The organism is Stenomitos frigidus ULC18, assembly GCF_003003795.1.
Taxonomy (GTDB): domain Bacteria; phylum Cyanobacteriota; class Cyanobacteriia; order Leptolyngbyales; family Leptolyngbyaceae; genus Stenomitos; species Stenomitos frigidus_A.
This window is the reverse complement of record NZ_PVWK01000133.1, coordinates 15,718-30,276: the sequence shown is the minus strand read 5'-3', so window position 1 is coordinate 30,276 and position 14,559 is coordinate 15,718. Positions and strand designations below refer to the sequence as shown.

General features: G+C 49.4%; 12 protein-coding genes. 5 read left to right on the top strand and 7 right to left on the bottom strand.

Features of this window, described 5'->3' with window-relative positions:
* Positions 1 to 17: 17 nt before the first annotated feature.
* The 3 genes from lptC to metG all read right to left on the bottom strand — a co-directional run bounded on the left by lptC (position 18) and on the right by metG (position 3,674).
* A complete protein-coding gene (gene lptC, locus C7B82_RS24655) occupies positions 18 to 1,202 on the bottom strand; it encodes an LPS export ABC transporter periplasmic protein LptC (RefSeq protein WP_106259416.1) in 1,185 nt (394 codons plus the stop codon).
* A gap of 189 nt (positions 1,203 to 1,391) precedes the next feature.
* Positions 1,392 to 1,997 (bottom strand): LabA-like NYN domain-containing protein, encoded by a 606-nt coding sequence (locus C7B82_RS24650; protein ID WP_106259415.1) that lies wholly within the window; start codon positions 1,995 to 1,997, stop codon positions 1,392 to 1,394.
* Positions 1,998 to 2,066: 69 nt separating this feature from the next.
* Positions 2,067 to 3,674, bottom strand: a complete 1,608-nt coding sequence (metG, locus tag C7B82_RS24645) for a methionine--tRNA ligase (RefSeq protein ID WP_106259414.1) — start codon at positions 3,672 to 3,674, stop codon at positions 2,067 to 2,069.
* Between the two features lie 545 nt (positions 3,675 to 4,219).
* On the opposite strand from metG, the gene C7B82_RS24640 reads away from it, so the two are divergent.
* Positions 4,220 to 4,942, top strand: coding sequence for a lysophospholipid acyltransferase family protein (locus tag C7B82_RS24640; RefSeq protein WP_106259413.1), 723 nt, complete (start codon positions 4,220 to 4,222; stop codon positions 4,940 to 4,942).
* 4 nt (positions 4,943 to 4,946) lie between these two features.
* The gene (locus C7B82_RS24635) at positions 4,947 to 5,768 is read left to right on the top strand and encodes an alpha/beta fold hydrolase (RefSeq protein WP_106259412.1); all 822 of its coding nucleotides are present in this window, start codon (positions 4,947 to 4,949) and stop codon (positions 5,766 to 5,768) included.
* Between the two features lie 240 nt (positions 5,769 to 6,008).
* Here C7B82_RS24635 and C7B82_RS24630 read toward each other — a convergent pair whose 3' ends face one another.
* Complete coding sequence (locus tag C7B82_RS24630) at positions 6,009 to 6,716, bottom strand: phycobilisome rod-core linker polypeptide (protein ID WP_106259411.1); 708 nt, start codon at positions 6,714 to 6,716, stop codon at positions 6,009 to 6,011.
* Positions 6,717 to 6,813: 97 nt separating this feature from the next.
* On the bottom strand, positions 6,814 to 7,287 hold the full coding sequence (locus C7B82_RS24625) for a globin family protein (protein ID WP_106259410.1): 474 nt from the start codon (positions 7,285 to 7,287) through the stop codon (positions 6,814 to 6,816).
* Between the two features lie 390 nt (positions 7,288 to 7,677).
* Between C7B82_RS24625 and C7B82_RS24620 the strand changes: the two genes are divergently transcribed.
* On the top strand, positions 7,678 to 8,160 hold the full coding sequence (locus C7B82_RS24620; RefSeq protein WP_106259409.1) for a hypothetical protein: 483 nt from the start codon (positions 7,678 to 7,680) through the stop codon (positions 8,158 to 8,160).
* Positions 8,161 to 8,541: 381 nt separating this feature from the next.
* Positions 8,542 to 12,144 (top strand): sensor histidine kinase, encoded by a 3,603-nt coding sequence (locus C7B82_RS24615; protein WP_106259408.1) that lies wholly within the window; start codon positions 8,542 to 8,544, stop codon positions 12,142 to 12,144.
* Positions 12,145 to 12,560: 416 nt separating this feature from the next.
* Here the strand turns inward: C7B82_RS24615 and C7B82_RS24610 are convergent, their stop codons facing one another.
* A complete protein-coding gene (locus C7B82_RS24610; protein ID WP_106259407.1) occupies positions 12,561 to 12,755 on the bottom strand; it encodes a hypothetical protein in 195 nt (64 codons plus the stop codon).
* Positions 12,756 to 12,935: 180 nt separating this feature from the next.
* Complete coding sequence (locus C7B82_RS24605) at positions 12,936 to 13,244, bottom strand: hypothetical protein (RefSeq protein ID WP_106259406.1); 309 nt, start codon at positions 13,242 to 13,244, stop codon at positions 12,936 to 12,938.
* A gap of 329 nt (positions 13,245 to 13,573) precedes the next feature.
* Here C7B82_RS24605 and C7B82_RS24600 point away from each other — a divergent pair, with 329 nt between their 5' ends.
* The gene (locus tag C7B82_RS24600) at positions 13,574 to 14,557 is read left to right on the top strand and encodes a carbohydrate kinase family protein (protein WP_106259405.1); all 984 of its coding nucleotides are present in this window, start codon (positions 13,574 to 13,576) and stop codon (positions 14,555 to 14,557) included.
* Positions 14,558 to 14,559 lie beyond the last annotated feature (2 nt).

Here is a 14,559-nt window from a genome sequence, read left to right as displayed (position 1 = left end):
TTGTTTGATCCACGATCCTAAGGGACAAACTCTGTCACCACTCTGCCACCACTTACGAGGATATTCTGGTCACGCAGGGTGCCCGTTGCTCTCGGCCCTGCTAGATTTAACGGCGGTTGTCCCTGTTGATACCTGACATTACCGTCCGCCTCAAATTTTTGTGTAGAAATGTTCCAGTTCAAACGGTCTGAGTTGAGCTGCGATTGATTTTTCTCGCCAGTGCCGCGTACATCACCTGCTAAGTAAAGCATCTTAGACTTAAGGTCAATGCGTCCTTCATTGCCGCTGAGGGTCACTCGCTGCTGACGGTTATCGATCGTCAACAGTTGGTCAGACGCAACCGTTTGACCTTGCAAATCCCACACCAGATCATTGCTGGCTAACTGGACGGGCGGGTCAACCAGCGTAAGCCGGGCATTTTGCTTGAGCATGATGGTTTTTGCTTTGAGATCTGCGATGCCCTGGTTAGCGCTTGCTCGGTCGGTCAAGACGGCTTTGTTGAAACGATCAATCTGCAAAGGCCGATCGCTTATCAATGTCTGTTGCTTAATCTGCCAAATGAGACGTTCAGACTGGAACTTTAAATCTGGGTTGGTTGCCTGCGCTTGCACTTGCCCCTGCAACTCCAAGCGCTGTGTACGAGTAAACAACCGCCCCTCTTTGGCAGCAATCTTAAGTTGGCGATGTGTGCCCGTCAGGTTGTTACGAACGATGACTAGATCGTTGCGAGGTTGCCATTCTAGTTCGTCGCCCTGCATCACTAAGCCATCGCGTGGATCGGTCGCCGTAATTTTGCCTCGCAAGAAAATAGTCTGACCATTTTGCTGCACTTCACCCTGTTGCCCTTTCACCTGCAACACAGATTTGCCATCCTGAAAAAATTCGCCTGTGGGTTGCTGGAGACGCGCGATTTTTTTATCTTTGCTGTAGCTTGCCTGGGTTGCCTTCACCTTCCACCACAGCCGCCCCTTGTTGTCAAACTCCTCTAACGTCACAGCGTTGAATGTGAGACTATTATCAAAATCTTCGGCCTGCTTGCTATCTTGAGCGAGTTTTTCGGCGGTGCGGTTGCGGTTACCGCAGCCTGCGGTTGTAAAGAGCACGAGTAACAACGACACGGTCAGCAGTGTAGAACTGAACGCCCGATGGCTGCGGCTATTTTGCTGGGTGGCATTGCGCCGCAGAAGAAACAGAATGGACATGATGGCATTTACAGGCAAGGTGAAACACTCGGCATGAGACTGTCCTTTAGTTTACAGTCCAAGGCCAAGTGTCTGAAAGCCAAGACGCCGATCGCAGTGCCAGCGTTCCAGCTGAATCCAGACGTTTCGACTTGATCGCTAGATTCTGACAACACGAAGCAGTGACCACTCACTTAAGCCTCTTCAGCCTTAATCTTCTTCAGAATCGTCCATCAGCCCTACGGTTGAGAGAGGACGATACGTGTAGCTACGTGGCGTTTTTTGGATGTCTTCTTTAATGTTGTCCAGGTCAATGTAACGATCAGCCACATTAATCAAACTATCGCTCGTCATCGATCGCAAACTTACCACTTCAACCCGCACGCCACGATAGCTGACTGCATTCACTGCGTAAGCAAGATCACCATCGCCACTCACTAAAACGGCTGTGTCGTAGGAACCCACTAGAGACATCATATCTACGGCGATTTCGACATCCAGATTCGCTTTTTTAGAGCCATCAGGCAATTGCACCAGATCTTTAGAAATGACCCGATAGCCGTTACGTCGCATCCACAGCAAAAAGCCCTGCTGTTTTTCGTTGGTGCGATCGACCCCTGTGTAGAAAAAGGAGCGCAGTAAGCGTGAACCAGCAGTGAGGCGGCAGAGCAGCTTCGTGTAGTCGATTTCAATCCCTAACTGTAAAGCCGCATAAAACAGATTGGAACCGTCGATGAAAATGGCAACTCGACCACGATTTTCGAGGACTTGTTCTTGAGTAAAAACAGATTCGTTATCGAAATTACTACTTAGCATGAGTGTTATACCTTGGTTTTAATGATGGAATCGTTTAATCAATCAACGACTGAGCGTTGCTTGAGTTGTTCAAGTTGAAACAGCTTCTAAAATTTCTAATCGTTGAAAAACAGGTTGAGGTTCGCCCAAGGCTTGCTTAGATGGCAGTGTTCCCCAAGATGCATGGGCTGGAAAGGGAGCTGCAACATTAATTAAAGACTGTTCATCAAAGTCAACTGAGAAGCCTAACTGTTGATAGACGGCTGTACTAAGCTTGGGTGTAATCGGCGCTAAGAGATAGGCCGCAAGTCTGACTGCCTCCAATACAGTGTACAAAATTTGTTCGACGGCCTGTTGCTGTCCTTGTTTATATAGTGACCAGGGGGCTTGGTCATCAATATACTTATTGCCAGTTTTCACCAGGGTCAAAATTTCCTCACAGGCGCGACTGAAGGCAAGTGCATCATACGCCTGAACCACGCGATCGCTCAGCGCGCGACCGATCTCAGCCAGCGTACTTTCTGCTTGAATCACCTCCTTTGAAATGTCTGGAACAGATGCACCACAGTACTTATAAGCCATCTTCAGCGTCCGATTGAGCAGGTTTCCTAAATCGTTTGCCAAATCGGCGTTCAAGATATTAATGAACCGCGTTTCGCTGAAGTCGCCATCTCGCCCAAACTCAATTTCCTTCAGAAAATAATAGCGAACTGCATCAGAGCCATAGCGATCGACCAAGGCGACTGGATCAAGCACATTCCCTAACGTTTTGCCCATTTTTTGCCCATCCTTGGTCAAATGTCCATGCCCAAACACCCGTCCAGGAAGCGGTAGACCAGCCGAGAGCAGCATTGCGGGCCAATAAACAGCGTGAAAGCGCAAAATATCTTTGCCAATCAAATGGGTATCGATCGGCCACCACTGTTGAAGCGCCTTCGCCAGCGTTGGTTCACTATCGGGATCGAGGAGTGCCGTCACATAGCCTAGAAGCGCATCAAACCAAACGTAGATCGTGTGCTTGGGATCGAATGGCACGCGAAAACCCCAATCCAAATTGACTCGGGAAATCGAAAAATCCTGCAAACCCTGACTTACAAAGCTAAGGACTTCATTGCGACGTGCCTCTGGCTGGATAAAATTGGGCTGCTCGGCGTAAAGAGCTTCCAACTTGCTTTGGTACTTCGACAAGCGAAAGAAGTAGTTTTCTTCGTTCCGCCATTCCGCGACCCGATTGGTGTGAATCGAGCAACGATGGTCGTCCAGCAAATCGCGCTCTTCTTTAAACTCTTCACAGGAAAGGCAGTACCACCCTTGCTGACGCCCAAGGTAAATATCGCCTTGATCCCAGACGCGCTGGAAAAACTCGTTGACGATCGCCTCATGACGGGGATCAGTCGTACGAATGAAGCGATCGTACCGAATGTTGTACTGTTGCCACAACGCTTTGAAGCTTGCCGCAATTTGATCGCAGTGCTCCTGTGGCTGCAAGCCTCGACCTTCGGCTGTACGCTGAATATTCTGACCGTGCTCATCAGTGCCAGTGATCATCAACACAGACTTGCCTTGTAAACGCTGAAACCGAGCGATCGCGTCGGCTGCAATCGTGGGGTACGCGCTACCAACATGAGGCAACCCATTTACGTAGTAGAGCGGTGTCGTAATTGTGAATAGATTGCTATTTACGGGGTTAAGATCCATGCATTTTGAACAAAAAATTAACGTTGCACAAATTAGTATAATCCTGACAGTGTGCAACTAGAATTCAGGTCATAAAGAGTCGTTGAAAACAATGCTTTTTATCAGCTAGCATAAGCATCACAAATGCTTAGATGCGGAGTCTGCTTATACAAGTGTTTTTCTTCGACTGCCCAGAAATTTAAGTCTTTTAACAATTCTAGCTACAAATAGCTATAAACTTTGTTTCAACAGCTAAGAAAAGCTTAAGTTAATCCTGGACTCGCTAAACCTAGTTTTCTTTTACACAAAAACTCGGACGCGATAATCTTTTTAGAGAATAAAACTCTTGAACCTGACCCATATAGTAGCTTAGGCAGAGTTGTAAATCAGTTAAGTCTACTCACCCTACGCCTGTAATTTACATGAATTTTAGACTCTTCTGGAAATGGGATTGGTTAGCCTGGAAAGGCGTTTTGGCTAACCAATCTATGAGTTCAGGCGTTAAAATAAGTAAAGTAATATTAACATCTCCGTTACAGTAGAGCATTCTAACTCGTTCTCGTTCCATGCCTTCAGACCAACCACTCCAGCTCTCACGCCTGCTGCTAGCGGCTCTGGGGACTCGTCTTTATACCTGCCATCAGAACCGCATGCCTCGCTGTGGCCCGGTGTTGATTGTCAGTAACCATCGCAGCTTTTTAGATGCGCCATTACTAATGGCTGCTCTGAATCGCCCTATTCGCTTTGCTTGCCATCATTACATGGGGCAAGTACCCGTGATGCGAGACATCGTTGAGAAAATGGGTTGCTTTCCCTTATCGCTGCCAGAACAGAGACAGCAAACCTTCTTTGACCAGGCAGCCCAACTGTTGCAGGGTCGGCAAGTCGTTGGTCTGTTTCCTGAAGGAGCTGAACCGATGGTTAAACGTACTTTACCAGAAACGGTGGGTGGGTTTCAGCGTGGGTTCGCTCATCTGGCCCTAAGGGCTCCTGTGCAAGATTTGGTGGTGCTCCCGGTGGCGATCGCCTCTGACGCAGAAGCCGTTAATGCAGCATTTCCTCTAAGATTGCTGAGCCTGATTGATCCCTCCGAGCCGCTCTTCTCTCAGGATGGCTGGCACCCAATGGTGATCTACGAGCGCGTTAATCTTTTGGTCGGCCGTCCCTACTGGATTCGTCCAAGCCACCGTGAACACTATCAAGGCAAGCAGGCCAAAGCACTGGTGACTGAACTCACGCAACAGTGCTATACCGAGATTCATGATTTGTTGCAGCAAGGGAGCTATTAGGACGATGCTTTACGTTCATAGCCATCCTTGTTTCCTCACGCCCAAACGCTTGCAGCCAGAACTGCCGCTGTTTGTGTTTCTGCCCGGTATGGATGGTACTGGTCGCCTTCTAAGGGCTCAGACGGCTGGTCTGGAGTCTGCCTTTGATGTACGCTGCCTGTCGATTCCAACCGATGATTTGACCCATTGGCAGGTACTTACTGAGACTGTCGTTGCACTGATTGAAGCAGAGTTAGAGCCGTCGCCCGATCGACCAGTCTATCTCTGTGGTGAGTCGTTTGGTGGCTGCTTAGCGATGAAAGTAGCGCTCGCTGCACCGCAATTATTTGACCGTCTTATTCTGGTTAATCCCGCTTCTTCGTTTCATCGGAAACCACTCATTGCGTGGGGATCGCAAGTCACACGCTGGCTACCAGAGTTTGCCTATCGTCTGTCGTCGATCGCCTTGATGCCCTTTCTCGCGTACTTAGGGCGCGTAGCAGAAGGCGATCGACAAGCCTTTTATGATGCTGTACTTTCAGTGCCCCAGAAAACCTCAATCTGGCGTCTGTCTCTGCTAGGCGATTTTGACGTTACTAATGAGCAGCTGTCGCAGCTTCAACAGCCGGTTTTGCTCTTGGCGAGTGCAGCCGATCGGTTGTTGCCCTCGCTGGCAGAGGTGCAACATTTAGAGCTGTGGTTTCCCAACGCCCAAGTGTTTGTGCTGCCATACAGTGGTCACGCTTGTTTACTGGAAGCAGACGTTAATCTTTACGAGATTATGAAAGTGCAAAACTTTTTGACTGATTTGACTGAGCGTAGCCAAGATCTACTGCGATCGCGCTAACCGTTGGGGCAAGACAATTGTTAATGTGTGGCTGCGCCAAAAGTGGTTCTCCTTAGCGATTTTTCAAGTGTCTGCACGTTTTTGCAACCGGTTTGCGTTGACGGCTGACTACTGTGATCGATAACGTTGTTGCTGGTCAGCCTCTGAGGGGCACAAATTTCATCAGGCCGAATTTCTAGGGACATGGAATATCATGTCCCTGCAGGATGACAGCTTTACAGATGCTTTCATTCTCGTTTTCTAGCCGATCGCCCGACGTAATAAAGCCTTCTGCTCTGCCGATAGTGCTGAGAGGGCTTGTTCAGTCTGGGGCGATTGGAGTAATTGCAGCAGCTTCGCTAGATCTTCTGGAGGCAAGTGTGACTCCACGACTTCGTCGGCTTCAGGATGACGGCAGACCCCCCCCTCACAGGTCAGCCCTAGTTGATGCCAATAGATTGTGGGAATGGATCGCCCCCGTTGCCCGACATGCTCACGATTGAGTAACTGAGACTCTGTATAGGCCTTTGGCGACTCGTAGTAAAGCGGTTGGCGGGGATGGGGTACCGTAAAGCAGCCAAATGCCTTGCGATATTCTTCGCAGTCAAGGATGGCGGTAATCATAGCAGCCACGCCCTCGTACATCATAATGTCGCAGTAATGCTTAATTTCGCCTTGACTCACGGGTGCCCGCCCCAGAAAGTGCTTGAAGCACAGCTCCAGAAATTTCATGTTGGAGGAGTTGTGGTAAAAAGCGTTGAGGTAAACGTCCGATCGTCCGAATTCGCTCAGGAACCGCTTGACACCAATTTTATCGACGAGAAAGTCTTTCTCAGCTTTGGCTAGGCTTTGGCGCTCAAAAATGTAGGGCTGTCGTTCCAAAACCTGATGATAGAGCTGATAGAGCGCCCTCTGTCGTTCCTCTGTAGAGGAATGACGACTGACAGTAAGCGGTTGAAAGCAGTGCATACAGTGTCCTCAATGAATGGGTGATGCATCTGAGGAAACGCGAGGGCTGCGTCAGAGAAGTTTTACGTTGCAGGCTCAGGTGATCGGCGACAAACTCTTAAGCGTGAGCCTGTAACGATTGTGTAACAATATTGAGATAAGACCGCGTCAGGGCAAAGTTTTCAGCAGGCAGAGCCGTAGCGATCGCTTCCTGCAAAAAGCGATACGCCATCATGCAATGAGCGGTTTTTTTATGTGCCAGCAAAATCGTGTCTAACCAGGACATCATTTGCTCTTTGAAGAAGGTTTCGTCATCGCGCAGAATTGATAGCGCTACATAACGGAGCACTTCAGTCATGTCATATTTACAGCGTGATCCATGCTGCTGAATTAACTCTGGGTAGGTCTGTGCGAGTTTACGAAGTGCCTGAACGATGAGGGCATCACTGTGATCACGTAGCTGCTGATAAGTGTGCAAGCGTACGGCATAGCTTTGAGTGTATTGCTCTAATGGAGAAAGCTCTTGAGCGCTGAGATAGCGACCATCAGCCTCCAGAACACTCTTTTCCAGACTGTGATTAAGGGTATGCATAGTCAATAGTATTGGAATGGCACCAAAATAGGGACGCTTGTAAACGCCTTTGCTGGCCTGACGATCATGACGTTGGCGCCATCAGTGAAGGCAACCCGGCGCGATCGATCGCACAACCGTCATTGCTTTTTAGACTGCCCACCAAAAGAATTGTTTTGGGTATCGCACAGCAAATCGCAACACGTCGAATTATTTCTTTACAAGCTTTGTACAGAGTTGCTCGACCGCAAGCCTATCTAGCGATTAGATCTTAAACGGCTGCTGTTTGTCGCTTAAAAGCCAATTCTCGGTAAAAGTGGGGATACCCGTACCTGCTGCGTCTGCCCACGTTCTGACGTCGGCGCGGTAGCTTAGAAAGAGGAGAATAGAGTATTGTCGCAGGCTAGTACCATGAGTCAACTTTGGAGCAAGGTCGGGAAAGTCGTTGGTGCATTCTTTCTGTTCGGCGGTGGCACTCTGTCGATCGCGCTCGTGACTGCCATTCTCACCAGTCAGGCGACGGGCGGCTTCTTGGCAGTGCTGGCAACCTTTCTGATCCTCTTCGGCCTCGCTCCAGCGTCTCTCGGTGCCTGGTTGCTTCATGCCAGCGCCAGACTCAAGCGCCAGGCACTCAGAGAGCGCTTTTTTCAAGTACTCCGGGTGAGTCAGGGGAGGGTGTCCGTTCTGGATTTTGCGGCCGCTGCGCGCTTAGAGCCTGCGATGGCACGTCAGTATTTGGATCATTGGGCAAAAGAATTTTCTGCCACGTTCGACGTGAACGATGAGGGCAATATTTATTATGTCTTCACCAAAGAAACGCTCTTATTGCCTGAGGCTGTTAGCTTCGGCTTGTGGAGCCAAACAATCCGCCAGTGGCTTCAGTCCACGGTTTAGATGTAGACGGGTGAGAGCGTCGATCGCCAAAAGAAAGCCCAACCCGTAGTTTTACCCATAGTTCCACAGTAGTGGCTGAGCGACACTCCTATTAAATTCGAAAGTGATTCGTGTTAGTACTGAGAAACGTTTGGGCATACTCTGGTCTAATGAAATCCTTAGCGTCTGCCTTCGGTCATTCAGTTCTCTAGGCTTTTCATAAGGGCGACGACTGGTCAATTAGTGCTTGGCACGCTGGCTCTTAAGCGGCTGGTGGGCTTTTTGAAGCACTGACGAGTTAGGCGATCGCACTTAGATAAGTCTGACGGTAGCTGATGCGACCTGTGACTAAAGCCTCTTCCGACAAAATATTTTAAGGTCTTTCTAAGCCTTGGCCCTGCTATGAAACCTGAACATCTTGAAAGCTTGCGCGAGTGCTGTGAGAGTGATATCGCGTTTGAACGAATGCAGCAGATCCTGTTAGCAGCAGAGGTCGAGCAGCAGCACTTAGAGCTAAAGACTCTCTGTCAATCTTTACTGGCAAATCCAGTTCATAGCATAGCGGCTAGCGCTAAACGTAGCCACTCTCTCAAGTCGCTTGAAGCCCTTGTTATGGAGCGAGCAGCCGATCTGCTTAATACGAGCGGTCGCTGGCGACAAGAAAATGTTGAGCGTAGGCGAGCTGAAAAAGCGCTTCAGGAGAGCGAGCAACGCTTTCGATCACTCATTGAAAATGCCACCGATATCATCGTGGTGTTGGATCGGAAGGGTGTTTTTCGCTACTGTAGCCCTTCGGCAGTAAAAGTGCTGGGCTATACCACTCAGGATGTGGTCGGCTGCAGCACAGCCGAATTTGTGCATCCAAATGATATCCCCATCATAGTAACGGTGCTAGAACAGGCCATCGAGCACCCAAGAGTGAGCCAGCCCGCGATCGAATATCGCGTGCGGAACCGTAACGGCTCCTGGTGTTTCTTTGAGGCTGTGGCAACCAGCCTATTGGATGTACCGACTATTAATGGTGTCGTGATCAACTGCCACGATATTACCGAACGCAAGCGAGCAGAGGAAGCACTACTCATAGCCAATCGACAGACGGTGACGCTGCTAGAAAGCATTACAGAAGCGTTTATGTCGTTGGATCAGCAATGGCGGCTGACGTATGTCAATCAACAGGCCGCACAATTGTGCCAGCGATCGCGCGAAGAGCTCCTGGGACAATGCCTTTGGGATGTGTTTCCCGATATTGTGGGCTCTGTTTTCGATCGGGAATATCACAGAGCGTTAGAGCATCAGGTGCCTGTCACCTTCGAAGAGTTTCATCCGTCCCTCAATGCCTGGTTTGATGTTCGGCTCTTTCCTTGTGCCGATGGGATGTCCTTATTCTTCTTAGATGTGACTGAGCGCAAACAGGCGCAAGCAGAACTCTTAGAGATGAGTACAGCTTTGGGTAACGCCGTTGAGGGCATTGCCCGGTTGGATATCAATGGTCACTATATCGCCCTCAACCGGGCGTACGCTGCATCGCTTGGCTACCAACAAGAGGAAATGATTGGTATGGCCTGGCAGCAAACGGTTCATTCCAATGATATGGGGGTTGTTAACGCTGCCTATCAGCAGATGATGATTGAGGGTAAAGCTGAAGCTGAAAGCATGGGTGTACGTAAGGATGGCTCAACGTTCTATAGAGAAATGGTCATGGTCGCAGCCTATGATTGGCACGATCGACTCATCGGGCACCATTGCTTTACTAAGGACATTACGGAGCGCAAGCAAGCAGAAGCTGCGTTAGTAGAAAGCCAGGAAAGGCTCAAGCTGACGTTGGAAACCACTCAAATGGGGATTTGGGACTATGAGTGCAACACGGGTATTGTGAAATGGTCTGATAGTTGTGCCCACCTCTTTGGCTTTGATCCAGGAGCCTTTGACTCTACAACGAGTGCCTTTCTTGCTTGCGTGCACCCCGATGATCGTGCCGCCGTACGCCAAGACGTCATCCAGCAAACTCAGCAAGCTACTAATTACAGCAAAGAATTTCGCATCGTTCGAGCCGACGGCAGCATTCGTTGGATTGCGGAACGCAGTCATACCTTTCACGATGAAGCAGGTAAAGCCGTGCGGGTACTGGGTATTTCAATGGATACCACTGATCGTAAGCGCTTTGAGGAAGCGTTGAGCCAGCAAGCGGAGCGGGAGCGACTCATGAGTACGATCGCGCAACGGATTCGCAATTCCCTGGATTTGGAAGAAACTCTAAACACAACAGTGTCAGAAGTGCGGCAGTTCTTAAAAGCTGATCGTGTGGTGCTCTTTTCTGTAGAACCAAATGATACAGGTTTAGTGACAGCTGAGTCTGTTGACTCAGCATGGCTACCAATGATGCATTTGAGAATGGAGGAAACCTACTTCCAACAGTCTCATCTAGGCTATCACCGAGAAAGTAATTTGGTGATTGCCAATGTTCAGGCGATTGATCCGCTCAGTTCTTTTAGACGCTTTCTAGACCGATGGCAAGTGAAAGCAGTTTTAGCCGTTCCCATTCTGCATGGCAACACGATTTGGGGTGTGTTAGTAGTGCACCAATGCGCGGCAGAACGGCAATGGGAAACGTTTGAAATGGGTCTGCTGGAGCAACTTGGCACCCAGGTGGCGATCGCTATCCAGCAGTCAGAGCTGTATCGCCAAGTCCAGCAACTTAATACTGCATTGGAAGCTCAAGTCCACGATCGCACCGCGCAACTTCAGCAAGCGCTGCGCTTTGAAGCGACGCTGAAACGGATCACAGATTCCGTGCGTGACAGTCTTGATGAAGGTCGCATTTTGCATACGGCTGTTCAAGAACTGGCATCCGGCCTAGAGATTATGGGTTGTGATGCTGCACTCTACGATCTTGAGCGCCGCACATCGACCGTTTGTTACGAGCATATCCGCTCGGATTTACCCACCGCCAATGGGATCACCGTTCAGATGGAAGACCTTTCTGAAATCTACGACTGGCTTTTACAGGAACAATGCTTCCAGTTCTGCCGTACACACTCTAGCCCACCACGGTTACTGAGCCAGCAGCACGCGATTTTGGCCTGCCCGATGGTCGATGATCAGGGCGTCATGGGCGATTTGTGGTTGTTCCGTCCTGCTGGAGATGCGTTCACCAGTCAAGAGATTCGACTGGTGCAGCAAGTTGCTAACCAATGCGCGATCGCCATTCGTCAGGCACGGCTTTACCAGGCTGCCCAAGCGCAAGTCGCCGCGTTAGAAGAACTCAATCAGCTCAAAGACGACTTTCTCAGCACGGTTTCCCACGAACTGCGGACACCCATGTCGAATATGAAGATGGCCATCCACATGCTGAAAACCGTCTCGACCACCGATCGACAAGCCCGCTACCTTAATATTCTGCAGTCGGAATGCTCACGCGAGATTGAACTTATCAACGACTTGCTTGATTTGCAACGTTTGGAGGCGTCGGCTTATCCTGTTTCGCTTGAAACCGTTGATTTACAGGCGTGCCTCAACGCTATTATTGAACCGTTTTACTCGCGCACCAGCGATCGAGAACAAAGGCTGACTGTGCATCTACCGACTCATCTGCCTGTAATCACGACTGATAAAGCAACCCTACAGAGAGTGCTGGCAGAATTGCTGAATAATGCTTGCAAATACACCTCTCCAGGTAATGCAGTCACCTTAACGGTGCACTGTGACGAACCGCTTGATGCTGCATTGGATGCTGCACCACTCATTACCTTCACCATCGGCAATCAAGCAGAAATTCCCACTACAGAACTACCCCATATTTTTGAAAAGTTTTATCGAGTCCCCAATGCTGATCCCTGGAAGCAAGGAGGCACAGGACTAGGGCTGGCATTGGTGCAACGCCTGATTATGCAACTTGAAGGCGCTATTTTGGTTGAAAGCAGCAACGGCTGGACGCACTTTTCCATTCAACTGCCCTTAATTAAATGTTCATTGCCAGCAGCAAACTTAGCAGTACTCGGTCGCTAAGGATCGTGGATTAATTAACCTGAACCACTCCCCGTCTGTAGGGACGTTCCATGGAACGTCCCTACAGCAAGAATTCCACCTGATTAAATTCGCGTTCCTAAGGAACAAGAATTTAATCACTCCGGTATTTCTCGTAGGGGCATACGAGCCCTGCGCCCCTACCTGAAACTAAGTTGTCGATTGATCATAAGGGCTTGTTAAAAAATAACCTTATGGTGGTGCGTTACGCGGCGTTTTTCTTGAACGCCAACGGCTATACAGCACCCTACAGGCGATCAACCAGTGAAGTTATTCTTTACAGCCTCTGAGGACAGGGGCAGAATAACGTATCAGTTCACCATGAATGCTGGTAGGGCATTGCACTGCAATGCTCCTACGCTGGGTACGCTTTGTATGCAAGTCGCTAAGTCGGTTAATCAACACCCTGCAAGAGCCCCATCCTGGTCAAAAACATTTCTAGCTTGGCTCTGCTCTTGTTGACTGAGCGGCGTTTCAGCTACCAGTGCATGAAGGAAATAGTTTTCGTCAACGCGGGTAATGCTACCAAAGCGCACGATGCGATCGATCATTTGAGCGATCGTCGATTGAGGTGAGTCGTTTTGTACGGGCATGAGAAAGCCCCTCCTGCTCATGAAGTGTGGGATTAACAGCCTCTAACTTCATGTAATTTTTACAGACTTAGCTTCTCTCAATGCTCATGCGATTGGCACCCCTAAAGGATTCACCTTATTGGGGGAACTTTCTACCAAATGAAGTTTAGAGGTGATCGATACGGTCACGATCTAGAGCATCTAGGCCGTGTGCACTCGCTGAGCTTTTTTTCTCGGCTTGCGTGTGGATGCGCGATAGATTTCTTCTTCAGCAAAACAGATGGATAGGCGTTGTGCACCGACTATAATCCAGACATACCAGCGAAGCTGCTCGACCTCGCTCAGTAACTGATCCACAAGACAGGGTTCTGAGCAATGAATCGTCAATACGTTCTTTTGATCAAGATGCAGAAAGCATTTTGCCAAGGTATCGGCAAAAAACGAGCGGAGACGCTCTAGACGATGTTTTTCGAGCATGAGCGAATCTTCAACAGTTAATTCCAGGGACATAACAATAACCCTCAAGCGAAGATGTCCTGATTTAACTTCATTGACAGAATTCTTCCCTACGGTAGATCCCAGGATTTTAATGCAACTGTGCGATCGCTATCTAAGGAAATTTACTGGTTTTTCAGAGCCTTGCAGCGCTCAATTTTCTGTTGCGAGGGCTCTTCAAAGGAATAACCGATTGTGAAGCTGATGATGGCAGCATCTTGTAAAGATTGATGTGCTTGTGCCAATCTTCATCTTTGTATTGATTTCACTTGACTAGTAAACCAAGTTGTAACGTCGTCCCAGCCGTCTGATACGCTGCTATTAGTTTGTAAAGGAATGCTATTGTGAGCCAGCCACGTGTTCTTTGCCTTGGCGAAGTGTTGTATGACTTTTTGGCCGATCAGCCAGGAGTACCGCTTGAACAGGTGCAATCTTGGACGCCCTATCCGGGCGGCGCACCTGCTAACGTTGCGTGTGGATTGGCGAAGTTGGGTACACCATCCGGGTTTATTGGCTGTGTTGGTCAAGATACTTTAGGCCTTGACCTGGTGAAGTTGCTGCAGTCGATCGGAGTGGATAGTACTGGCATCCAGCAGCATCCTACAGCACCAACTCGCGCCGTCTATGTGGTGCGATCGCTCACGGGCGATCGCACGTTTGCAGGCTTTGGAGACCACAACACGGCTGACTTTGCTGACACGCATCTACAAGCAGATCAACTGCCGATCGCTCAATTTGAAACAGCAGATTTCCTTGTTTTAGGCACTCTGGAGCTGGCATACCCTGAGAGCCGAGCAGCAATCAGTCGAGCGCTCCAGGCGGCGAACCAGCACTATGTCAAAATTTTGGTTGACGTGAACTGGCGACCTGTTTTCTGGAACAATGAAGCCACTGCTTTGCCGCTCATTCACGAATTGATTCGCCATGCTGATTTCCTCAAGCTGTCTGAAGAAGAAGCCGAATGGCTCTACGGTACAGTCGATCCAGGCGTGATTGCTCACCGACTCGGCAGTGTTGAAGGTGTCCTGGTAACTGCAGGTGAAAAAGGCTGTGCTTATTACTTGGGTGGCAATGAAGGTAACATTCCAGCTTTCAAGATTGAGGTAGAAGATACCACTGGCGCTGGTGATAGTTTTGTTGCAGGCTTATTGCATCAACTGTGTCAGTACGGGCTCAAAAATCTAACCGATCCCAATGTAGCTAGGGGGATCGTTAGCTATGCCAGTGCGATGGGTGCCTTGACCACAACACGGCCTGGCGCGATCGCTGCCCAACCCACTGCTGCTGAGGTGGAAGCGTTTCAGTATCTGCAGCAACAGCCGGGGTAGGG

Coding starts and splice junctions, on each gene's coding strand:
- lptC (WP_106259416.1), bottom strand. CDS start 1,202: ATGTCCATTCTGTTTCTTCTGCGGCGCAATGCCACCCAGCAAAATAGC.
- C7B82_RS24650 (WP_106259415.1), bottom strand. CDS start 1,997: ATGCTAAGTAGTAATTTCGATAACGAATCTGTTTTTACTCAAGAACAA.
- metG (WP_106259414.1), bottom strand. CDS start 3,674: ATGGATCTTAACCCCGTAAATAGCAATCTATTCACAATTACGACACCG.
- C7B82_RS24640 (WP_106259413.1), top strand. CDS start 4,220: ATGCCTTCAGACCAACCACTCCAGCTCTCACGCCTGCTGCTAGCGGCT.
- C7B82_RS24635 (WP_106259412.1), top strand. CDS start 4,947: ATGCTTTACGTTCATAGCCATCCTTGTTTCCTCACGCCCAAACGCTTG.
- C7B82_RS24630 (WP_106259411.1), bottom strand. CDS start 6,716: ATGCACTGCTTTCAACCGCTTACTGTCAGTCGTCATTCCTCTACAGAG.
- C7B82_RS24625 (WP_106259410.1), bottom strand. CDS start 7,287: ATGCATACCCTTAATCACAGTCTGGAAAAGAGTGTTCTGGAGGCTGAT.
- C7B82_RS24620 (WP_106259409.1), top strand. CDS start 7,678: ATGAGTCAACTTTGGAGCAAGGTCGGGAAAGTCGTTGGTGCATTCTTT.
- C7B82_RS24615 (WP_106259408.1), top strand. CDS start 8,542: ATGAAACCTGAACATCTTGAAAGCTTGCGCGAGTGCTGTGAGAGTGAT.
- C7B82_RS24610 (WP_106259407.1), bottom strand. CDS start 12,755: ATGCCCGTACAAAACGACTCACCTCAATCGACGATCGCTCAAATGATC.
- C7B82_RS24605 (WP_106259406.1), bottom strand. CDS start 13,244: ATGTCCCTGGAATTAACTGTTGAAGATTCGCTCATGCTCGAAAAACAT.